Source organism: Euhalothece natronophila Z-M001 (assembly GCF_007904085.1).
Classification (GTDB): Bacteria; Cyanobacteriota; Cyanobacteriia; order Cyanobacteriales; family Rubidibacteraceae; genus Halothece; species Halothece natronophila.
The window spans coordinates 2,001,484-2,022,553 of record NZ_CP042326.1; the positions used below are offsets into that span (position 1 = coordinate 2,001,484).

Annotated in this window: 21 protein-coding genes and 1 pseudogene; 8 read left to right on the top strand and 14 right to left on the bottom strand. The window is 41.1% G+C overall.

Annotation, left to right across the window (positions count from 1 at the left end; all coding sequences use genetic code 11):
* Positions 1-309: 309 nt before the first annotated feature.
* From FRE64_RS09700 to FRE64_RS09725, 6 genes are all read right to left on the bottom strand, one after another.
* Positions 310-831, bottom strand: coding sequence for a universal stress protein (locus tag FRE64_RS09700; RefSeq protein ID WP_146295882.1), 522 nt, complete (start codon positions 829-831; stop codon positions 310-312).
* Between the two features lie 71 nt (positions 832-902).
* Positions 903-1,733, bottom strand: a complete 831-nt coding sequence (locus tag FRE64_RS09705; RefSeq protein ID WP_146295883.1) for a lysophospholipid acyltransferase family protein — start codon at positions 1,731-1,733, stop codon at positions 903-905.
* Between the two features lie 112 nt (positions 1,734-1,845).
* Entirely contained in the window at positions 1,846-2,838 is a 993-nt protein-coding gene (dcm, locus tag FRE64_RS09710) for a DNA (cytosine-5-)-methyltransferase (RefSeq protein WP_146295884.1), read from the bottom strand.
* Between the two features lie 79 nt (positions 2,839-2,917).
* On the bottom strand, positions 2,918-4,099 hold the full coding sequence (dxr, locus tag FRE64_RS09715) for a 1-deoxy-D-xylulose-5-phosphate reductoisomerase (RefSeq protein WP_146295885.1): 1,182 nt from the start codon (positions 4,097-4,099) through the stop codon (positions 2,918-2,920).
* A 64-nt stretch (positions 4,100-4,163) separates the two neighbouring features.
* Entirely contained in the window at positions 4,164-5,957 is a 1,794-nt protein-coding gene (locus tag FRE64_RS09720; RefSeq protein WP_222597805.1) for a DUF1565 domain-containing protein, read from the bottom strand.
* A 22-nt stretch (positions 5,958-5,979) separates the two neighbouring features.
* On the bottom strand, positions 5,980-6,414 hold the full coding sequence (locus FRE64_RS09725; RefSeq protein ID WP_146295887.1) for a VOC family protein: 435 nt from the start codon (positions 6,412-6,414) through the stop codon (positions 5,980-5,982).
* Positions 6,415-6,501: 87 nt separating this feature from the next.
* On the opposite strand from FRE64_RS09725, the gene eno reads away from it, so the two are divergent.
* The 3 genes from eno (at position 6,502) to bchI (ending at position 9,798) form a co-directional block, all read left to right on the top strand.
* Positions 6,502-7,794: a phosphopyruvate hydratase gene (gene eno, locus FRE64_RS09730; RefSeq protein ID WP_146295888.1), complete on the top strand. Its 1,293-nt coding sequence runs from the start codon at positions 6,502-6,504 to the stop codon at positions 7,792-7,794.
* A 162-nt stretch (positions 7,795-7,956) separates the two neighbouring features.
* Positions 7,957-8,616 (top strand): phycobilisome degradation protein NblB, encoded by a 660-nt coding sequence (gene nblB / locus FRE64_RS09735; RefSeq protein WP_146295889.1) that lies wholly within the window; start codon positions 7,957-7,959, stop codon positions 8,614-8,616.
* An 81-nt stretch (positions 8,617-8,697) separates the two neighbouring features.
* On the top strand, positions 8,698-9,798 hold the full coding sequence (bchI, locus tag FRE64_RS09740) for a magnesium chelatase ATPase subunit I (protein ID WP_146295890.1): 1,101 nt from the start codon (positions 8,698-8,700) through the stop codon (positions 9,796-9,798).
* On the opposite strand, the gene larE is transcribed toward bchI, so the two are convergent.
* Positions 9,795-10,589, bottom strand: coding sequence for an ATP-dependent sacrificial sulfur transferase LarE (gene larE, locus FRE64_RS09745; RefSeq protein WP_146295891.1), 795 nt, complete (start codon positions 10,587-10,589; stop codon positions 9,795-9,797). The genes bchI and larE overlap by 4 nt on opposite strands.
* A 144-nt stretch (positions 10,590-10,733) precedes the next feature.
* Here larE and FRE64_RS09750 point away from each other — a divergent pair, with 144 nt between their 5' ends.
* From FRE64_RS09750 to FRE64_RS09765, 4 genes and pseudogenes are all read left to right on the top strand, one after another.
* Positions 10,734-12,224 carry an ArnT family glycosyltransferase gene (locus tag FRE64_RS09750; RefSeq protein ID WP_146295892.1) on the top strand — a complete coding sequence of 497 codons (1,491 nt, stop codon included), beginning with the start codon at positions 10,734-10,736 and terminating at the stop codon, positions 12,222-12,224.
* Between the two features lie 36 nt (positions 12,225-12,260).
* On the top strand, positions 12,261-12,776 hold the full coding sequence (locus FRE64_RS09755) for a phosphoribosyltransferase (RefSeq protein ID WP_146295893.1): 516 nt from the start codon (positions 12,261-12,263) through the stop codon (positions 12,774-12,776).
* A gap of 12 nt (positions 12,777-12,788) precedes the next feature.
* A pseudogene (locus tag FRE64_RS09760) lies at positions 12,789-13,178 on the top strand (magnesium transporter); the annotation flags it as partial.
* Positions 13,179-13,227: 49 nt separating this feature from the next.
* Positions 13,228-14,547, top strand: coding sequence for an IS701 family transposase (locus tag FRE64_RS09765; protein WP_146297260.1), 1,320 nt, complete (start codon positions 13,228-13,230; stop codon positions 14,545-14,547).
* Between the two features lie 87 nt (positions 14,548-14,634).
* Here the strand turns inward: FRE64_RS09765 and FRE64_RS09770 are convergent, their stop codons facing one another.
* The 6 genes from FRE64_RS09770 to FRE64_RS09795 form a co-directional block, all read right to left on the bottom strand.
* A complete protein-coding gene (locus FRE64_RS09770) occupies positions 14,635-15,363 on the bottom strand; it encodes an ISAzo13-like element transposase-related protein (RefSeq protein WP_186708758.1) in 729 nt (242 codons plus the stop codon).
* A gap of 11 nt (positions 15,364-15,374) precedes the next feature.
* Positions 15,375-15,836, bottom strand: a complete 462-nt coding sequence (locus tag FRE64_RS09775; protein ID WP_146294359.1) for a hypothetical protein — start codon at positions 15,834-15,836, stop codon at positions 15,375-15,377.
* Positions 15,837-16,032: 196 nt separating this feature from the next.
* Complete coding sequence (locus FRE64_RS09780) at positions 16,033-16,662, bottom strand: phosphoribosyltransferase (protein WP_246140283.1); 630 nt, start codon at positions 16,660-16,662, stop codon at positions 16,033-16,035.
* 2 nt (positions 16,663-16,664) lie between these two features.
* Positions 16,665-18,329, bottom strand: a complete 1,665-nt coding sequence (gene cimA, locus FRE64_RS09785) for a citramalate synthase (RefSeq protein ID WP_146295896.1) — start codon at positions 18,327-18,329, stop codon at positions 16,665-16,667.
* Between the two features lie 64 nt (positions 18,330-18,393).
* Positions 18,394-18,810, bottom strand: a complete 417-nt coding sequence (locus FRE64_RS09790) for an acyl-CoA thioesterase (RefSeq protein WP_390622227.1) — start codon at positions 18,808-18,810, stop codon at positions 18,394-18,396.
* 3 nt (positions 18,811-18,813) lie between these two features.
* Positions 18,814-19,701: an SPOR domain-containing protein gene (locus FRE64_RS09795; RefSeq protein WP_146295897.1), complete on the bottom strand. Its 888-nt coding sequence runs from the start codon at positions 19,699-19,701 to the stop codon at positions 18,814-18,816.
* A 606-nt stretch (positions 19,702-20,307) separates the two neighbouring features.
* Here FRE64_RS09795 and FRE64_RS17870 point away from each other — a divergent pair.
* Complete coding sequence (locus FRE64_RS17870; protein ID WP_246140284.1) at positions 20,308-20,451, top strand: hypothetical protein; 144 nt, start codon at positions 20,308-20,310, stop codon at positions 20,449-20,451.
* 215 nt (positions 20,452-20,666) lie between these two features.
* Here the strand turns inward: FRE64_RS17870 and FRE64_RS09805 are convergent, their stop codons facing one another.
* Positions 20,667-21,068, bottom strand: a complete 402-nt coding sequence (locus tag FRE64_RS09805; RefSeq protein ID WP_146295899.1) for a DUF4359 domain-containing protein — start codon at positions 21,066-21,068, stop codon at positions 20,667-20,669.
* Between the last annotated feature and the right edge of the window lie 2 nt (positions 21,069-21,070).

Consider the following 21,070-nt stretch of genomic DNA (forward strand, 5'->3'; position numbering starts at 1 on the left):
AGAAGAACATCAACAGCTTCTCTCTTACTGCAAACATAAGGGAAGAAGCCACGCAGGAAGTAATAAGAGAACAGATCAGGAAGTTATCAATCTCAGCCGGAGCTTTAGTGAGGATATTGAACCCCCTCGATTGATGGCGATTCATCCCCACCTAATCGCAGGCGATGTAGATGGGGGATTCTCGCCCATCTTGCTAAAAATTGGTCAAACTATTCCTGATCTAGAGTTTGAACGTTCTAATAATACCACCGCTTGCCGAGTTGTACGGAAACGGGGAAACTTACGAGTTATTATTGAAGCCTACATTAGTCATGACATCCGCGCAGGAAAATATAAATTCGCTTCTTCTCCACTTTGTACCACAATAGTTTCACAAGGAGCATTATCAGTAACATACTTACTGACACTCCCTAAGAAAAATTGTTGCCAAGCCTGTTTGCCATTTGATCCCATAATAATAGCCCTTACTGGAAAATTTTGGGCAGTTCGACAAATCACTGGCCCAGGTGCCCCAGTCAAAGAAATTTGATAATCGGTATTTACTCCTTCAACCCTGGCAATATTACATAAATTGTGTAGCCAAGCATTGAGTCGATTTAAATCATTTTCCACCGCCAATTCATGCTTTTTTTCAATTAATCGGCGACTACTTAACCCTGTTCCCGCATCAATCATTGAGCTTAAATTTTGCCACGTTTTGACCTCAATACAATGCAAGATGCGTAAACTTCCTCTGTTTTCACTTGCTATTTTGAGTGCTTGCTCAAAAACTTTATCACTAAGAGGAGATTCATCAAGGGCGACTAAAAAAGTTGGATATTCAGTTTCCATAATTTGTGATTTCTTATTCGTGATTGATTACCTTGTTTCCCCAACTGATCTATACTAAAAATTGCTCCATTTCATTTGACCTCTGCTATTAGTTGATCTAGTTGAGATTGCATTTGATTTAAAACTAACTGGTAACAATGATCAACATAAGCCAAATCTTGAGCTGCTTTTCTTCCATAATGCTCAAAAATAATCGGTTCGCCAATTCGTAAATGAATTTTTGCGGGTAGAGGGAAATTAATTAGAGGACCAATGGCAATTCCCCAAGGAAGTCCTAAATAAATGGGAAAGACCTCTGGATCAAGATTAAATAACCACGGAAGATTAAATGTTTCAAGAAAGGCTTTCATCGGTTCATAAATATCAGCGAGAACAATTAAAGTTTCATGGGCTCCCCAAGACACTAGGGGGACAATAGGAACATTCTCTCGCAAAGCAAGTTTAATAAACCCTTTCCGCCCATAAAATTTAACTTGATCTCGTTCCCAGTAGGGGCGAAATACCTCTTTTCCCCCACCAGGATAAACTAATACATGAGCCTGCCGTCGCAGAGCAGGAATTGCTATCCGTGGATCAGCTTGAATTGCTCCTAGTTTACTTGCAATTTGTGCTAAGGGCGTATAAGCCTTCCACACATGAGGGTGCATTAGTCCATAAGCTGGTTTTTCTGTCCCAAACCGACAAAACCACTCATAAAGGGTCATCATCATGTCAGGGGTAGCTAACCCACCGTTGTGTGAACCGACAACTAAAGCTGCTTCATTAGCGGAAAGATTCTCCCAGCCCTCACTTTCGGCTTGGAAGTAGTGATCATGAAACCACTGAGCTTGTTTTAACCAGTTTTTTATCGTTTCTGGGTCACGGTCATCAAGTGACCAACCCGAGAGAGGGGGATATTTCACGCTATTACCTTGTTTTTAATTCGTTTGAGTAGGGGCTTGAAATTTTTATTTGAAAAAATCGCTTTACTATATCTTCTTATAATGTATCTAATTGATAAGGGATTGGCTAAAATTAACTTAATTGAATCGAAGAATTAGGAACTTTGATTTTACGAGTAGATTCAATACTCTTGATAACTTCTATGGCGATATCTTTAACAACAGGCGGAACAACTGCATTGCCAAATTGCTTATAGGCTTGGTTATCAGAAACAGGGATTTTAAAATCTTCTGGAAATCCCATTAATCTAGAACATTCTTTTGGTGTTAGTCGCCGAGGATTTTTCTGATCTTGAGGAACTAAAATTTCAGAACCATCTTTATAATATCTAGCACTTAATGTACGAGTAATTCCTTCCAAGTTGACAAGACCATAGCCAAAACCGTTTCCTTTAGATTGATGCTTTTTCGCATAGTTTTTTAAGTATAGCCATAATTTATCGCTTAGAGTATATTTATCTGGAACATTTGGTTCTAGAATATCCTTGATTTTCGGTTTTTGATCTTTAAAATCAGGAAATTGAAACTCTAATGGTAGTTTAAATCCCACAATAAAAACTCTTTGTCTATTTTGTGGAACAACGTAAGAAGCATTAATAACTTGATAGTAAATTTGGTAATTTAATTCATTTGATAATGTATTTTTAATAATCTCAAAAGTTTGCTTTTTATTATGACTTAATAGATTTTTGACGTTTTCTAGAATAAATGCTCGTGGTTGCTTCTCTTTGAGAATTCTGACAATATGAAAGAAAAGATTGCCTTGCGCGGTATGTTGAAAGCCATGTTTAATGTTTAGGGAGTTATTTTTACTCACTCCTGCAATACTAAAGGGCTGACAAGGGAAACCGCCCACTAAAAGATCATGATCTGGGATATCGTTTTCTGCAATTTCGGTAATATCTCCCTGGGGGATTTCGTTAAAGTTAGCGAGATATGTTTGCTGACAAAATTTATCCCATTCAGAAGAAAAAACACATTCACATCCTAACTGTTCAAGGGCAATTCTAAATCCTCCTATTCCTGCAAATAAATCTATGAATTTGTAATCTTTTGAATGATCCATTCACCTATATTTGTCCTTTGTTATTTGTAAACCAATGACTAATGACTAATGAAGAATACAGACTAAGAAACACTATATGTCAGGCTGTCGCTGTTTTTAATGATTTCGCCGCGGTTAAAACTTCTTGTCTTGCGGTTTGATTCACTTCTAAAATCTGTTCAAGAGTGGGATTAGGAGTATTATAACTAGAAGCGCGATCGCAGACAGTTTCAATTAGACGAGGAATATCTAAAAAGCCCACTTTCTCTTCTAAAAATAGAGCAACTGCTTGTTCATTGGCAGCATTTAAAACGGCGGGCATTAAGCCACCTTCTCTTCCCACAGCATAAGCGAGTTGCATACAGGGATATTTTTCGTGATCAGGTTCTTTGAAGGTTAAACTCCCTGCTTTCACTAAGTCTAAGGGTTCCCAGTCAGTATAAAGGCGATCAGGGTAGGATAGGGCATAGAGTAGGGGTAAACGCATATCTGCCCAGCCTAACTGGGCTAACACTGAGGTATCTTGTAACTCAATGAGAGAGTGAATAATACTCTGAGGATGGATGACAATATCAATTTGGTCATAATCAACCCCAAACAGATAATGAGCTTCAATCACTTCTAAGCCTTTATTCATGAGGGTTGCTGAATCAATGGTAATTTTTTGACCCATTGACCAATTAGGATGTTTGAGGGCATCTGCAACGGTAACTTCAGGTAACTGTTCTACAGGTAAATCACGAAAAGCCCCACCAGATGCAGTTAAGAGAATACGACGTAATCCCTTTTCAGGAACACCTTGTAAACATTGGAAAATTGCGGAATGCTCGGAGTCAGCAGGAAGTAATTTCACGCCATATTTTTCCACTAAGGGCAATACCACAGGCGCACCAGCGATGAGGGTTTCTTTATTGGCTAAGGCAATATTTTTTCCCGCTTTTATAGCGGCAATCGTGGGAAGCAAGCCAGCACAACCGACAATTCCTGTAACTACACTTTCCGCATCACCGTATCTGGCGACTTCAGCCACTCCCTCTTCCCCAGCAAGAATAATTGGAGAATAATCGAGATTTTCTAAAGCAGTTTTTAATTCGGGTAAATTATCTTCATAGCAAGTAGCCACAATTTCGGGGCGAAATTCCGCTACCTGTCGCGCTAATAACTCAATGTTACGCCCAGCTGCTAATCCCACAATCCTAAATTCGTCTGGGTATTGGGTGGCAATTTCTAAGGTTTGGGTTCCGATTGAACCTGTTGATCCAATGACGGTAATTGCTTTCACGGTTCTTTACACCTAGCTTACAGTTTGTTTCCTATTTTCTCCTCTCCTCATGATTTTGTCACGGTTAGTTATTATTCATCGGAATTACCCGTACTTGTAGCCCTTCTTCGCGTAGCTTTTGCCCTATTTCTTCAGCGTTTTCCTGACTTTGGAAAATACCCACTTGCATAACAGAACGTCCTTCATAGCGACTTCTAAAAGCATCAGGAACAATCTCTTTTACTTTATCTTGATCGCTGTTTGTGCTAATTTCGACAATTACACGATATTCTCCTCCCACAATGGCGGCGCGCTCTTCGGGAGAAGTTCCGGGGCGAAATTGATCCCCACTGGGAATATTACCGCTAGGAACGGGTAAGGAGTTGGAATTGCGCTGGGGAGGAGGATTATTATTCCTCGAAGTATTAGCCCTTTCTTGAGATGAGTTGGAATGTAAGGAAAGGATATCATCAAGGCTCGCTCTTCCTCCATTGCTAGGTTGAGAATCACGAGACGCTGGAGGCTGACTAGGAGTATTATTATTATCTTGAGAGCTACTAGAAGCTGGAGAGTTATTAGGAGAATTATTGCTCGTTCTATTATTTTCAGTGGAACGATTGGGGGGAGCCGTTAATTGAATCTCTCCTCTCACAGCATTACCACTAGAACCATTATCTTGAGGGGGAAGTAGTTCCGAGGAACTCACTGGGGTGGGAATATCCCCATCAAGGCGTAAAGGGGGATTATTTCGATCAGTAGATAAAGACGAGGAAGACTCAGGAGTGGGAGCTGTCCAAATTTGTTCTGTGCTAGAAGAGGGGGTAGGACGAGGACTTCGCTGTTGTCTAGTGATTTGCAAACGTGGAGGAGAGGGTTCTTCTGGCATGGGGTTGGCAACTGTTCCTGTGAGATCAATTTCCCCTTCTGTGCTGCCAGCAATTTCATTGCCATGGGCTGGAATAACAAAGTTTTTAGCACTATTTTTAATCGCCCCTTGACCATTTTGGCGAAACACGTTGCCTCCGGGTTCTTGATCTGTTCCTAAGTCGGGACGAGAATTGCTAATAGCCACTAATCCTTGTTGGCGAGAGAGGGTAATAGTGTTATTTCTGAGAATGGGTTGGGCGTTTCCTTCGATGACAATTCCAATACGATTATTTTTGATTTCGTTATCGAGGAGTTGTGGTTTTGTGTGCTGGGTCATGCTAATGCCAAAACCAGTGCTGTCAAAGGTGTTATTTTCGATAATGGGTTCACTACGCCCATAAATCACTATGCCATTACCAGCATTCTGATTAAAGTAGTTGTCACTAATTCTGGGTTTACCAAAGCCATTGACAGAAAGACCAGTGCTATCATTGCCACGGAAGCTACTATGAGTGACAGTGGGACTTGCTCCTTCTACCCAAACACCATGACCGCGATCGCGCTGATTCGTTACACTAACTCCAGTCAACGTGGCATCTGCTAATAGGGCAATCCCAACCTGTTGACCGGCTCCTGTCGGGCTGCGAAATAAGCCACCCCCTTTAATTTGGACATCATTTCCCTGATTGTTAGGAGTCCCACGAATTTCTACATTTCTTCTCACTACTATGGGAAATTGTTCTCCTGTTTCCTCACTATAGGTTCCTGGGGCAAGTTTAATTACCGCATTTCTTTGGGCGGCGGCAAGAGCTTCTGTTAAAGTTTGATAAGGCTGTTCTTTGCTACCATCGGCACTGTCATCGTTACCACTGTCAGGGTTAACGTGGATAATCGTTTCTGTTTCTTGAGCCTGTACTGATGGCGCGATCGCAGAAACCATTATCGTTGGCATGAAACTCGCTAAAGCCAGTCCTAAATAAAGTTTAGTAGAAAATGATACTCCTAAATTCACCGTCTTTCTCTCCTCAATACAGTTAATGTGTCCGATCTCCTACCGCCGTTAATTCTTGTCCGCCAAAAATTGCTTCGGGATAAGAATAATGCTTAAATTCTAGAAGATTATAAAAGGGGTCTTGTAAAAAGAAGGTACGATGTTCAGTTAGTTCCCCTGGGAAACGATGTTTTGCATTTTGGTAAAATTGCAGTTGTTTGCTAGTGGCTCGTTGCCAAATTGTTTCCCATTCTTTTTGGGTGGGAAAAATCATCCCAAAGTGACGGGGATAAATTCCTTTTTGAGGAATTAATTCTTCGTTGGTAACATGAGCTACCACTTGATGACCATAGAAGTTGAGAATAACTGCTTGCTCAGTTTCTCGTCCTACCTCACAACCGAGTCCATTCACATAAAAGGCTTTAGCATCGGTGATGTTTTTAATGGGAATGGCAAGATGAAAAATTGGCTGTTTCATAGCTACTAACAGTAAACGTGATCAGATAGTCACTCGTTATTATTAAAGATATCTTAAAATCTGATGGGTTAAGGAGAGCAAAACTAAATGTATAATCCTGAAAGTGCAATTGAAGCGATTCAAGCGCGAGAAATTCTTGATTCCCGAGGCAGACCAACTGTCGAGGCACAGGTACAACTAGCGAGTGGGGCAATGGGGCTAGCACAAGTGCCCAGTGGAGCTTCCACAGGAACATTTGAAGCCCATGAACTGCGAGATGGAGACACTCGCTATGGGGGAAAAGGAGTCTTAAAAGCGGTAGAAAATATCCATGAGACATTAGTTCCAGCTTTAATTGACTTTGATGCCTTGGATCAAATGTTGATTGACAAAACCATGAGAGAGGAAGATGGCTCTGATAATAAATCGAACCTTGGGGCTAATGCCATTCTTGCTGTCTCCCTTGCCACCGCTAAAGCGGCTGCGGATCATCTCATGTTACCTCTCTATCGCTACTTAGGGGGGCCCACGGCAAATGTTTTACCTGTTCCCTTTATGAATGTCATTAACGGGGGTGAACACGCTTCTAATAATGTTGACTTCCAAGAATTTATGATTGTTCCTATTGGCGCACCTACGTTTAGTGAGGCGCTGCGTTGGGGAGCAGAAATTTTTAGTGCGCTGAGTAAAGTTTTAGACGCTCAAGGGTTATTAACGGGCGTTGGTGATGAGGGAGGATTTGCCCCCAATCTAGAATCCAATCAGGCAGCGTTAGATATTCTCATGCTTGCCATTGAAAAAGCAGGATATCTCCCCGGAGAACAAGTTGCCTTAGCCCTAGATGTGGCGGCTAATGAGTTTTATCAAAATGGCTCGTATGTTTATGAGGAGAAATCACACTCTTCTCAAGAATTAATTAATGATCTTACCGATTTAGCCCGAGATTATCCCATTCTCTCCATTGAAGATGGGTTACAAGAGGAAGACTGGGACAACTGGCGAGGCTTAACTGAGAAAATTGGCGAACATAAGCAGTTAGTAGGCGATGATTTGTTTGTTACGAATCCCACACGCTTACAAAAAGGAATTGAAACCAATTCTGGGAATGCCATTTTAATTAAACTGAACCAAATTGGAACCTTAACGGAAACCTTAGAAACCATTGATCTCGCTCATCGCAATCGCTATGGTTGCATGATTAGCCATCGTTCTGGCGAAACGGAAGATACAACGATCGCGGATTTAGCCGTTGCCACTCGTGCTGGGCAAATTAAGACTGGTTCTCTCTCTCGTAGTGAACGAATTGCCAAGTACAATCAGTTATTGCGAATTGAACAAGAACTCGGCGATCGCGCCGTTTATGCGCCTACAGTTGGGTTAGGACCTCGCTATCAATTCTAATTTCAGTGATTACTGAGACAGGGAAAAAGGAAGCATTAAGAATTAATAATGATGAATTGATTGTTCCTAAAAAATTCATTACTCTAACCTTAACTGCTTCTTGATCCCTCCCTACTTAGTAGCAGGTAACAATAAATATTTCACCCCTGTTGAGCAACGCTTATGGATATTACCCCTGATTCAGTAGCAACCCTTTTAAACTCAGAGGATTATGGTGATCGCCTTACTGGGATTAACCAATTGCGCCAATTAGACCCCAAAGACGCTTTTCCCCTCATTGAACCCCTAGTTAATGATACCAATGTGAGAGTGCGCTATGCGGCGGTTAGTCAATTGAGTAGTTTGGGCGAAGTGAATCGGGAAAAATCCTTGGCGTTACTGCGCGATCGATTGCACAATGAGCCAGAAGCAGATGTACAAGCGGCGGCAGCAGATGCCCTTGGAGGGTTAAAACTAACTGAAACCCTCGATGATCTAATTCAACTCTATCGCCAAACTGAAGAATGGTTAGTTGAATTTAGTATTATTGCTTGTTTAGGGGAAATGGGCGACCCTAAGGCTTATGATGTCTTAATTGAAGCCCTCAATTCTGAGAATAATTTAGTGAAAACTGTTGCCATTGGCTCATTAGGAGAATTAGGAGAACCGCAAGCGGTAGAAGCCCTGAAACCGTTTATTAATGATCCAGACTGGCAAGTCCGATCGCGCTTAGTACAAGCCTTTAGTCGTCTCGGTGGCGAACAAGCCCAAGCCCTTTTACAACAGTTAAGCAACGATGAAGCCGAACAAGTTGCCGAAGAAGCGAAAAAAGCTCTGAATTAATGATTTCCTCTCCAGAGCCAGCAAAGATTAAGTTAAAGTAGAAGGTTAGTGGTTAATAAAAATTTAGAATAAACATTAAATATGACTGTTACTGCCGAAACGCCTCCTCTCACTCAAAAAAATCGTCGTCGCGTGGTCTTCCCTTTTACCGCAATTATTGGTCAAGACGATATGAAATTGGCATTATTGCTCAATGTCATTGATCCGAAAATTGGTGGCGTGATGATTATGGGCGATCGCGGCACAGGAAAATCCACCACTATTCGGGCTTTAGCCGATCTTCTCCCCGAAATTGACGTAGTAGAAGGGGATCCTTTCAATAGCCATCCCGATGATCCCGATTTAATGAGTGAAGAAGTGCGGCAAAAATGGGAACAGGAAATGCCTCTCAATACCGTTAAGCATAAAGTTCCCATGATTGACCTGCCCTTAGGAGCAACCGAAGACCGCGTTTGTGGGACGATTGACATTGAAAAAGCCCTTGCAGAAGGGATTAAAGCCTTTGAACCCGGGTTATTAGCCAAAGCTAATCGGGGGTTACTGTATGTGGATGAGGTGAACTTACTCGATGATCACCTTGTGGATGTTTTATTAGACTCCGCTGCCAGTGGCTGGAATACAGTAGAACGGGAAGGAATTTCCATTCGTCACCCCGCGCGTTTTGTTTTAGTCGGTTCAGGAAACCCTGAAGAAGGGGAACTCCGTCCACAATTATTAGACCGCTTTGGGATGAATGTCGAAGTGCGAACAGTGCGCGATCCTGAATTGCGAGTTAAAATCGTTGAACAGCGATCGCAGTTTGATCAAACCCCGCAAGAGTTTAGTCAGCAATACGAAGAAGAACAAACGAAACTCCAGCAAACCATTGTTAAAGCTCAAGAACTATTATCACAAGTGCAAATGGACTATGATTTGCGAGTTAAAGTCTCTCAAGTTTGCGGTGAATTAGATGTAGATGGCTTGCGAGGGGATATTGTTACCAATCGGGCAGCGAAAGCTCTAGCTGCGTTAGAAGAGCGCACAGAAGTTAATGTGGAAGATATTCGTCGAGTGATGCCCTTATGTCTCCGTCATCGCCTACGGAAAGATCCCTTAGAATCAGTTGATTCTGGTTATAAAGTGGAAAAAGCGATCGCGCAGGTGTTTGGTTTGGAATTAGACGAGGAAGAATCATCATCCTAAATCCCTCGATTGAGTTTGCCACTTTTGTAGCCTTCTAAATCAAGGGTGACAAACAAAAATCCTAACTCCTGAAACTTCTCTGTTAACACCTCTAAATTAATTTCGTTAACAAAGTGTTTAATCTGGTGGGGAGAAACTTCAATGCGAGCTGTCTCACCTTGTGATCGCACACGGATATTTGTCCATCCCAACTGGCGGAGATAAACTTCGGCTCTCCCCACCCGTTGTAATTTTGCCACTGTAATTTCTTCTCCATAGGGAAAACGGGAACTTAAACAGGGTTGAGATGGCTTATCCCACCAAGGCAGATGGAGTTGTTGGGAGATTTCTCTAACTTCTGCCTTGGTAATTCCTACTTCAGCTAACAGCGATCGCGCTCCCCGTTCTTTTGCCGCTTGAATGCCAGGACGATAATCTTGTAAATCATCAGCATTGACTCCATCCACCACATAAGGATATCCTTTTGCTATCGCGAGCGGTTTGAGAGTATCGTGCAATTCACTTTTACAAAAGTAGCAACGATTAACAGGATTTGAGGTATAGTTGGGATTATCCATTTCATGGGTAGAAATCAGTTCATGGGGAATGCCGATTGTCTTCGCTTGTTCTTGGGCTTCGTCTAATTCTTCAGGAAGCAGAGAAGGAGAAACCGCAGTAACAGCTAACGCCTTATCTCCTAAAACATCATAGGCAACTTTTGCTATGAGCGTGCTATCAATGCCCCCAGAATAGGCAATCAAGGCTTTCTCCATTTCTTGAAATAGCGTTTTTAATTGACTAAGTTTCTCCATGATTTATTTTTTGTCTCCTGAAAATAGTAAGCTGAATCCTTAACCTGCCTTTTCTGTGACAGAAGGTGTAATCTCTGACCTAATTTAACTTAGTTAACCCTACTTCTGAAGAACTCAAAAACGCAATATCAAAAAGTTTCAGCTATGTCTTATGATTTGGCGCGATCGCCGCAAAAACTGCTCACCCCCGCCTTGATCTTTAATATCTATCTCCCCTTAATATTTATTAGCTTTGTCATTCTTTTCATGCCCCTAGAAGCAGTATTTCAATATGATACTGATGAAGGGATCCAATTAGCCAAAGCAATGCTCTATCAAGAGGGATTTCAACTCTACAGCGAGGTCTGGAATGATCAACCGCCTCTCTCTACTGTGGTTTTAGCAGGATGGTTACAAGTCTTTGGACATTCCATTATCGCCGCTCGATTGCTCACTTTGGTTTGGGCAACGGTGTTAATTTGGACGGTGGGACAGTTAGTTCGCCATAGCGCAGGTACAATTCCAGCTTTACTGGCAGTTGTCTGGTTAACATTATCTTCTAATTTTCTGCAACTTAGTGTCTCAGTGATGATTGGTTTACCCGCGATCGCGCTAGCCCTTCTCTCTCTCTTTTTCATTAATCACTACCTACAGGGAGGGCATTGGGCTTACTTATTAGTTGCAGGGGCGAGTTTTGCCCTATCTTTGCAAACGAAAGCCTTTACTGCGTTTTTATTGCCCCTTTTCGTGCTGCCCATTTTTCTACCCCAATTGCAGTTTCCCTCTTATAAGGGGAGAAAACTCACGCTTACCCAACGCTGGCAAGCCGTTTTAATCACATTACTCTCCTTTGCGGTGGTTTTATTCCTAACTTGGTTGCTGCTTCCCTCGCCAACCCTAGAACAAATTATAGGCGCTCACTTTAATTCGGAATTACGGGAAGAACTATCAGAACATCGGGGACAGGTTTTAGTGTTCTTGAGTTGGGATTATGAGTATTTAGGACTTTTATTGATTGGGTTAGGAATCTCTTTGTGGCGCGATCGCGGACTTTATCTCCCCTCTCTTTGGTGGGTAACGGCTCTAATTTTACTGTTGAATCATCACCCTGTCTGGTATCATCATTACCTTCTTCTCACTATTCCTATGGCATTTATCATGGCCGAAGCTGCTAAAACCGTTATTGTTCACTTCCGCAAAACGCCTTGGCGAGAACGAAGCTGGTTTTCACAGGGCATCCTTGCTTTCGCGCTTGTTCTGGTCTTCTTCCCGATTGTGGGAATTCCGATCCGCGCCAATATTCTCAACGATTATTATCACAGATTTGTTCAGCAATCTCAACGTGACTTTGAAATGCTAGAGCAAGTTCTCGCTTATCAAGAGGAAACGGAATGGTTATTTACTGACTTTCCGATCTATTCCTTCTATGCTAACTTACAGGTTCCTCCTGAAATTGCTGTATTTTCTCGCAAGCGTTTAGAATCAGAAAATATCACAGAGAATGAGTTGCAAGCAGTAGTTGAAAATTATCAACCCAAACAAATTCTTATGGGACGCTTTGGGCAATTACCATCAATTTTAGAAGATCATTTAAACGAGAATTATACAAAAGCCTATGAACATGAAGAGCTGGCCCAATATTTGCGTGATTCCTAACAACTGTCAATTCATTATTTAAAACACTTAGTATCAATGTTCGATCTCTATATTTCTTGGTCAGAATACTATCAAGCCATTGAAGAACTTGCCATCAAAATTTATCAATCTGGTTGGGAATTTAATCAAATTGTTTGTATTGCTAAGGGGGGATTACGAGTGGGAGATATTCTTTCTCGAATCTTTGAAAAACCTTTGGCAATTATTTCAGCAACTTCTTATGGGGGTAAAAATAACCAAGTTCGAGGAGAAATTAAACTATCTCAATACCTTTCAATGACCACTCCCCAATTAGGTGATAAAGTTTTACTGGTTGATGATTTAGTTGATTCTGGAAATAGCTTAAAAGCAACTTTAGAGTGGTTAAAACAACATAATAAAGGCGAAATTAACGAAATAAGAACTGCTGTTTTATGGCGGAAACAATGTTCTGTAATTATTCCTGATTATTATGTTCATTATTTACCCGAAAATCCTTGGATTCATCAGCCATTTGAAATATATGAGCAACTAAATATTGTTGATTTAAGTGAAAGAAAACATAATAGGTAATAAAAATGATAATCCTTTATCCCTCTTCTGGCTGATACAGGAGGAAATGTTGGAGCGCAATCTTCGACTGTGGTGATTCGAGGATTTAGCACTGATGAAATTCGCTCTATAGGGGCAGTTAAAGTAATTCTTCGAGAGGCTTTGGCTGGAGCTTTACTGGGATTGATGTTAGGCGTAGTCGCTACCGTTTGGGCTTTTTGGTTACAGAATGACTTACAAGTGGCTATGACGGTAGGACTCAGCTTATTTGCAATTTCTATTTTATCTACCGTTGCTGGCTCAGGTTTACCCTTCTTATTCCGTTTTCTGGGTCGTGATCCAGCTTTAATGTCTGCTCCCTTTATTATGACAATTGTCTTCTATATTGCGCGATTAGCCCTCTTTTGTCATTTTCCGAGATAAAATGATAAGAAAGGAAAAGTAAGAATAAAGAGGGAAGCGACTGCTCATGATGGATGTAGCTTTACAGATTCGTCAACACCTACCGCGAGACCCAGAACCTACTAGCGCGATCGTAGACAACTATTGTGGTTACTATCAAGACCTGTTTCAAGATGTGAGAAATTATGAATGCTTTAAATTTTTACATTTAGGACTCATCGCACCGATTAAACGAAAATCTCTACCAGAAATTGCCAAAGTCGTCGGGATTACTTCTGCACAATCTCTACATCACTTCCTTGCTAACTCACCTTGGTCAGTAGAACAATTAAGAGAAAGAAGATTACAAAAAACTAAAGAAGCCTTAAAGGGAAAAGCAATCACCGTCATTATTGATGAAACTGGAGATAGAAAGAAGGGAAATCGTACCGATTATGTCGCTAGACAATACTTAGGAAGTTTGGGCAAAATTGACCAAGGAATCGTCTCGGTCAATGCTTATGGAGTGTATCAAGATATCACTTTCCCCTTAAAGTTTAAGGTATTTAAGCCCAAAGGAACTCTCAAACCAGGGGATAAATACCAAACCAAGATTGAATTAGCCATAGAACTGATTCAAGAGTTAATTGATTTTGGCTTTAACATTGACCTAGTTTTAGCAGATAGCTTGTATGGAGAAAGTAGCAATTTCATCAATACTTTAACTCACTATCAGCTCTCCTATGTAGTAGCAATTAGAAGTAATCATAGTGTCCTACTGCCCCCAGGACAAAGGGTAAGAGCCAATAAATGGTGTCAATTTACTCGCACCTTTAGTGATAACAGTTCCGAAACCAGATACATTCGAGAAATTGTTTATGGCAAGAGACGAAAAATCACTTATTGGGATCTCACCACTGACCCAGAAACTTTGCCCAGTAATGGGACCTCTTTTGTTATGACCAATCTTCAAGGGAAGGTCAAGAAAAAACTAGGAGACCTTTACGGTTTAAGAACTTGGGTGGAATATGGATTTCGCCAATGTAAGCAAGAATTGGGTTGGAAAGATTATCGTTTCACCAAGTTTTCTGAGATCGAGAAGTGGTGGGAAATCATTTACTGTGTTTATTTAATGGTGAGCTTACAAACGCCAGGTTTTAGCTCTTTTGAGCAAGATGAAGACAGTGATGATAAGACACAACCATCAACAAGTAATAATTCTCCTCAACATCCCAATTGGAGGAAGGGAAATAGCTGGAAAGATGCCTTACATAACCTACGTTTAGTTATGGAACCATGGTTCTTATTTTGGTTAGTTGTCCCTTGGCTAGAGATGTTTAATAATGACCACTTATTATTGGGGTTTCAGCATTTATTTTCTTCTGTTCATCAAGTTAAAATAGGTTTTTAAGAGTTGATTAGAACTCATTATTTTTTACTTCTTGCTTCGGAAAGTGACAAAAGAGGGTTAGGGACTTGCAAGAAAAAAGAATACCCATCAGAACGAACCAACAGTAACTGACCATTTGGGCAGAGATTCTGAAGGATACCAATCAACCCGATAGTCTGCTAAAGACTCAGGGTCAACTTTGACACCAGTTTGATAAAGCTTAGTGACATGGTGAACCACAGGCTGAGAACCTTTCCAACTCATCTTACTTGCCCATCTCAGAGCCGTGTCAATAGAGTCCAGAATCGCTCCGTTCCAGAATTGTTCAAGGGCAGCCCAACAACGCTCAATGGGATTGTATTTACTATGATAGGGAGGATAGTAAATTAAGCGAATCTGGAGCTGGTAATGACGAGAAAATTCTACAATCCTTTTGATGAACTGAGTGCGATTGGAACGGGTAGCACTGCCGCCATCCAAGTTAATGGCTAAGGTGTTAACCTCGGGAAAGTTTCCTTGATTGCTTTTCCACCAGTGCTCTAGACAATCAACAATGAAATCTGAGGTTTCAGGGGACTCACTCATGTAAAGAGCTAAGTTGTCTGTACGGAGGTTAAGAATCCCAAAGGGAAGTAGAGTCGTGTGCCATTGAGTATCATGGTCATCGGCTTGAGGGGGAGCTTGGCGACGGTCTTTCCCACCCCGTGAGAGGTTTCCTAGTTTGACTTTGGCTTTCGAGTCAATTGAGATGCGTAAGACGGTTGGGTCATCATCGGCCGCTTGATTAGCTGTTGCCACTTGTTCAAAAATAGCATCAGTTTCAGGGATTTTCTTCAATGGCTTGGTTTTTAAGGTTTTTTTAAACGGTAGCCGAGGCGATTTAACATTGCTCCAATTGTTTGTCGGGTTGGTAATTGTTCATCGCTGTATCCTTTTTCCCTAATCAGAGCATTTCTCACCGCTTGAGCACTCATGCGGCTATACTGAAATGTGGTTTGGAATTTTGGGTCGGCTTGAGATTGTTCCTCTACTAGGTCGCGAATCTCCTTTCCTAAATTGGGCAAGTTTTCTTCGCTTTTTTTCCGACCCCGCTCCTGATACTTGTCCTGATAGGAGATTCCCCTTTCCAGATGGTCAAGACCTCTTTGAACACACACTCTCCCCCAACCCATTTGCCTTTCTGTCCGACGGGCTGAACCTTGAAAGTAGTCAAGGCACACCTGAGCGACAAACACTCGTTTTTTCTCTCCTGTTAATTTTCTCGCTGCATCTTTAAGAGTTCTTTTGAACTGTTCGTTTAACTCTTGCATCCTCTTTTTACCAATATCATCTCTTCTAGTTTCCTGGGTAATTCATTTTTTCGCAAGTCCCTTACTTTTATAGTGATTCCAAATAAAAAACAGCAACCTAAAAGTAGTGGGAGCATCTTGCTCCCTAGTAGCAGCCAAGATGGCTGCCCTACGGAACTGAATTGGAACGACTATAGATTTAGCTTAAGGGTTTCATCTAATCAAGATAAGTGATGGCTTCTTCAGTGGAGACTTGAGAAAACTTCTTATAGAATCGCCCAACATTGAAAAAGGGATCAGGGGTTTCGAGAATAATGGCGCGATCGCTGTTTTGCTCAATTTTTTCCTTCATTTCTGGCGGTGCTACCGGAGCCGCCACCCAAATTTGGGCAGGTTCTTGTTTTCGGAGGGCTTTAATTGCGGTCATCATTGTCATTCCCGTAGCAATGCCATCATCAACAATAATGACAATGGTATTTTCCACTGCTAACTGAAGACAATGGGGGTTAAACTGTTCTTGAAGCGCGATCGCGCTCTGATAAGCCTCTTCTCTAGCTTGTTCTAGTTCTTGAGAGTTCTTTCTCTTGCTAAAAGAAGATTTCGCCCAAGCCGTCGTACCATCTGGGGTAATTGCCCCTAAAGCCAACTCAGGATTATTAGGAAGAGCAATTTTTTTCGCTGCCAACACCTCTAACGGGCAATGGAGACGTTGGGCAATAGGAAATGCCACAGGAATCCCCCCTCGGGGAAGAGCATAAACCCTAATCGGCAACTCTACCCCCTCTAAACCAATAGCCACCTCTGTAGCTAATAACTCTCCCGCTTGTAAGCGATCTTCATACAACACAGTTATTCTCGAGGACTAATGAGTTCTGTTGGAGACTTCTCTGAAAAGAGTCCCTCACCTGTTTGTTTTAGCAAACCATATTCAATTCCTTCTACCACTGCTTGATAAGAGGCATCCAAAATATTGGGAGAAACTCCAATCGTCGTCCAACGATCTTTTCCATCACTAGATTCCACTAATACTCTAGTGGTAGCATCGGTTCCCGAAGTACTATCTAAAATCCTTACCTTATAGTCAGTTAAATGGAAATCAGAAATTTCAGGATAAAACTTCGCTAGCGCCTTCCGTAATGCAGCATCTAATGCCGAAACCGGCCCATTGCCTTCTGCTGCTTCTAAAATGCCCTCTCCATTGACACTCACCTTAATCGTCGCCACCGCATCACTGAGTAAGGAGTCTCCTCCTCGCAACATATCGCAGTTTACTTGAAAGCCCTTTAATTGGAAAAATTCCTGACGATGGTGAAGCATTTCATAAATTAATAACTCAAAGCTCGCTTCAGCAACTTCAAACTGATAACCTTGATTTTCCAATTCTTTAGTGCGCTGTAGGATATCCTTACAGATCGAGTCGCTCTTATCAAGATTCATGCCAAAGGAACGAGCTTTTGCCACGATATTACTGAGTCCAGCTTGATCAGAAATTACGATGCGCCGTTGATTGCCAATAACCGTGGGATCAATATGTTCATAGGTTAAAGGATTCTTTTCTACTGCCGAAACATGAATCCCGCCTTTATGGGCAAAGGAAGATAATCCCACAAAGGGGGCATGAGGATTAGGGGCAAAATTAACAATCTCGTTAATCAGATGGCTAGTAGGGGTTAGTTTCGCTAATTGTTCCGACTCTAGACAATGGTAGTTAAGTTTTAACTGTAAATTAGGAATCACAGAACATAAGTTGGCATTACCGCAGCGTTCCCCATAGCCATTCATCGTGCCTTGCACCATGGTTGCCCCCTGTTCTACCGCCACGAGAGAACTTGCCACGGCAGTATCAGAATCATTATGGGTGTGAATGCCTAACTTAGGCGTAGAATCATCATGGGGATTAATGCCAAAATGCTGCACCACATCTTGAATAATACTGCTAATTTGGTGGGGTAATGTTCCGCCATTGGTATCGCATAGAACTAACCATTCGGCACCAGCTTCCACAGCCGTTTCTAGGGTTTTTAGGGCATAGTCACGGTTATTTAAGTAGCCATCAAACCAATGTTCTGCATCATAAATAACGCGGCGATTTTGAGAACGTAAAAGCGCGATCGTATCCCGAATCATCGCACAGTTTTCTTCTAACGTGGTTTTTAAGCCTTCTTTAACGTGCAAATCCCACGATTTTCCAAAAATAGTTACCCATCGCGTTCCTGCTGCTAAAATCGCCTGTAACATCGGATCATTTTCCGCAGATTTATGAGGGCGACGAGTGGAACAAAATGTCACTATCTCTGCTTGCGACAATGGTTCTTCTTTCAATTGCCAGAAAAACTGCACATCTTTGGGGTTTGCACCGGGCCATCCCCCTTCAATAAAGGGAACACCTAATTGATCTAACTTATGGGCAATTTTTAGCTTATCTTCCAAAGACAGAGAAATGCCTTCTTGCTGAGAACCATCTCGCAGGGTCGTATCATAAATCCAGACGCGATTATTTGAGGGTAAATTCATTCCTAAAAATATTTAAAACTTCACCTTGAGCAATCGTGATTAATCCGACTAGACTCATTTTACCTTATGGCTCAAGCAAAGCCTCTCGAAATTGGTTAGGAAAGGGAAAACGTTGTCGCGTTTGAGGATTAATACAAACATGCTTAGTTTGCCCCTTCGCTAAAACTTTCTCCCTGTTTGTTTCCGTCACCAGTTCATAACTAATCACTAACTCAGTTTCCGAGGAAAATTGGGGAGTCAAAGTAATTGTTACTAAGTCCCCCCAATAGATCGGACGCAAGCAATCTATCTCTCCATGAAGAATCGGAATAGCAATTGTTCCTTCTTTCACCCATTCTTGTAGATTAATCCCACGAGTAATCAGTGTTTCCTCATACGCAAAGTGGCAGATGCTCATTAAATTAGCAAAGTAAACGACTCCTGCGGCATCCGTATCTGTAAGCCGCACGCGATACCGATAAGTTAGCTTCTGATTCATCATCACTTACGGTTTATAAATAGTGGCGGAAATGCCTTGCTCCTCTAACCTTTGTAATAGTTCTTCAGCGCGAGCTTCGGTATCAAAGGCTCCCACTTGTAAAACTTCACCTACTTCTGGAAACTCTCGCATATAACCATCACCAGTGATTTGTAAAGTTTGATTATATTCGCTTTCACTGGGATTCTCAATCATGACACAGTAAAAATTTGCTCCACAGCTTGGCGTTTCAACTGGTGCAGCATCTGGTGAGGATTCTGCTTCCACTAAATTATCAGTATTAAGTTCAGCAAAGTGATCATTGGCTAAGTTAGGACGATCAGCAATCTCTGGGGGGGATGATGATTCGGCAGTTGATTCTTGTTCTTCAGTAGAGGGAGAAAGAGACTCATCGTCAGCAGTTTCTGTTGGAGTAGAGGCTTGACGAGATGTAATTTCCCCGACGTTAATGAAAATTAGACTTAAAAGCGTTCCTGAAAGGATAAAAATTAGAATCCCTGCGATACCTAAGGGGGTTAGTAAATAAGTGCGCCAAGAACTTTCTGTTTTTTCAGGTGATTCTTCCACGGTTGATTCAATGTTATAGTTTCCTGAGTTATTGAGCTCTCGCAATAATTCCTCAGAAGATTGAAGATAATCTTGAGGAGTTTCCTCTTGTGAGTGATCTTCAACATGATTATCGCTCGCGATCGCAGATTTTTCTAAATCAGAGCTGGTCACTGCTGAAGCATCATCTTCACCTTCTACCTTCGAGATAGTACTATGATTTTTCGGTTTTTGCGATTGCTCAAAGCGAGTTAGTTCTTCTTCTAAATCAATATTGAGGCTTGTTAAGGCAGCTTGTAGCTTAGGATGCAACATTTCGTCCTCTTTTTGGGAAGAATTTGGATTCATATACCTTAATTGAACTGAATTATTGACGATTTTCGAGTATCCCAATTTTTAGGGGGCTAGAGAATTATATTTTTATTTTTCAAAATTAGCAATGATTTTTATCAACTATAAATTAATATAACGACAATTTAGTTAGTTTTAACAAGAAAATTTGAAACATCAACTAATTAAATAGTAATTTATAATCAATTTTTTTTGGTATCAGGAATAGTTTTTAATGGTGAGTATAAATGCGAAAGCAATTGTACTTAATCACCCAATGAGTAATTATATTCAGAGTTTTTTTTGTAATTATTTATATTCATTAAGCAAATATAAAGAAAAAATAAAATAAACTAATCTTAGCTAAATCACCAAGAGAAGACAGAGCAAGACTTTGAGGGGATCAATGAAAAAAACAGAGAAATGGATAATAAAAGCATAAGATTTAAAATAAAAATAGATTCGATTTAGGAAAAGGCTATGAGAACCACAAATAATTTTCCTTCGGCTTGCAGATACTGTCGCCATTATGCCCCTCAAGGCCACAGAGGCGGTATGTGCCAAAAACTAAGTGCCCCCGTCAGGGGGGATTGGCAAGCCTGTTCGTTAGCTCATTCACCATTTATGCCCACCTGGGAGACTTGGGAAACGATCACGCTATTGGAAAGCTCAAGCTTTAAGGCGGTAAAAGTGGCAGAAACCAAAGACTCTGAAACAACGGTAAATTCAGAAATTGAAAAGAAGTCAAAGACAGTTCTGAGTGCCTAATCTGAGAATTAAATATTTCTTCTTTTATTTAAGAATCACGTTTTAGATCCAATTTTTAATGATCAAGCACGACCTCTCTTTACGAAGCTTAATGAAAAGTACAGCTCTTACTTTATCCTTATAAAAAAAGATTTTAATGACAGCTGTTTAATTTTCTAATTGAATTTTAGAGAGGTTGTGCAGTTTTTATACCCACTTAAAGCAGCGTTCTGTCTTTAGCTACTTTTATCTAAGCCTGCTTCATAAGTCCAAAATACACTCATAAATCCGACTGTTTTGGAACTATAACTGGGTAATCTATTATTTAGAGAGACTTCCGTTTCATAAACAGTGAATAACAAGTAATTATGTTGTCGTGTTGAAACATTGATTGCTTGCTTGAAATAAGGCTTTCCTTCTTTTACAAGATCACTACATTGCTCATGTAAGAAACCACTCAAAGTGTCTGGTAGTTTAGTGCAAGCATTATTTTGAAGGTAAGATATAGTTTGTCGTGCCGCATAAGTCTGATAGTCTTGGCGAGAAGGATTGGTAATTGCCATAATATTCCCCATGCCAAAAACGCTGATTACGCCAATGATGCCACTAATTTGCCAGGGTTTAAGTTTAGTACTCATCT

Coding starts and splice junctions, on each gene's coding strand:
- FRE64_RS09700 (WP_146295882.1), bottom strand. CDS start 831: ATGGAAACTGAATATCCAACTTTTTTAGTCGCCCTTGATGAATCTCCT.
- dcm (WP_146295884.1), bottom strand. CDS start 2,838: ATGGATCATTCAAAAGATTACAAATTCATAGATTTATTTGCAGGAATA.
- FRE64_RS09725 (WP_146295887.1), bottom strand. CDS start 6,414: ATGAAACAGCCAATTTTTCATCTTGCCATTCCCATTAAAAACATCACC.
- eno (WP_146295888.1), top strand. CDS start 6,502: ATGTATAATCCTGAAAGTGCAATTGAAGCGATTCAAGCGCGAGAAATT.
- nblB (WP_146295889.1), top strand. CDS start 7,957: ATGGATATTACCCCTGATTCAGTAGCAACCCTTTTAAACTCAGAGGAT.
- bchI (WP_146295890.1), top strand. CDS start 8,698: ATGACTGTTACTGCCGAAACGCCTCCTCTCACTCAAAAAAATCGTCGT.
- larE (WP_146295891.1), bottom strand. CDS start 10,589: ATGGAGAAACTTAGTCAATTAAAAACGCTATTTCAAGAAATGGAGAAA.
- FRE64_RS09750 (WP_146295892.1), top strand. CDS start 10,734: ATGTCTTATGATTTGGCGCGATCGCCGCAAAAACTGCTCACCCCCGCC.
- FRE64_RS09755 (WP_146295893.1), top strand. CDS start 12,261: ATGTTCGATCTCTATATTTCTTGGTCAGAATACTATCAAGCCATTGAA.
- FRE64_RS09765 (WP_146297260.1), top strand. CDS start 13,228: ATGGATGTAGCTTTACAGATTCGTCAACACCTACCGCGAGACCCAGAA.
- FRE64_RS09775 (WP_146294359.1), bottom strand. CDS start 15,836: ATGCAAGAGTTAAACGAACAGTTCAAAAGAACTCTTAAAGATGCAGCG.
- cimA (WP_146295896.1), bottom strand. CDS start 18,329: ATGAATTTACCCTCAAATAATCGCGTCTGGATTTATGATACGACCCTG.
- FRE64_RS09790 (WP_390622227.1), bottom strand. CDS start 18,810: ATGATGAATCAGAAGCTAACTTATCGGTATCGCGTGCGGCTTACAGAT.
- FRE64_RS09795 (WP_146295897.1), bottom strand. CDS start 19,701: ATGAATCCAAATTCTTCCCAAAAAGAGGACGAAATGTTGCATCCTAAG.
- FRE64_RS17870 (WP_246140284.1), top strand. CDS start 20,308: ATGCCCACCTGGGAGACTTGGGAAACGATCACGCTATTGGAAAGCTCA.
- FRE64_RS09805 (WP_146295899.1), bottom strand. CDS start 21,068: ATGAGTACTAAACTTAAACCCTGGCAAATTAGTGGCATCATTGGCGTA.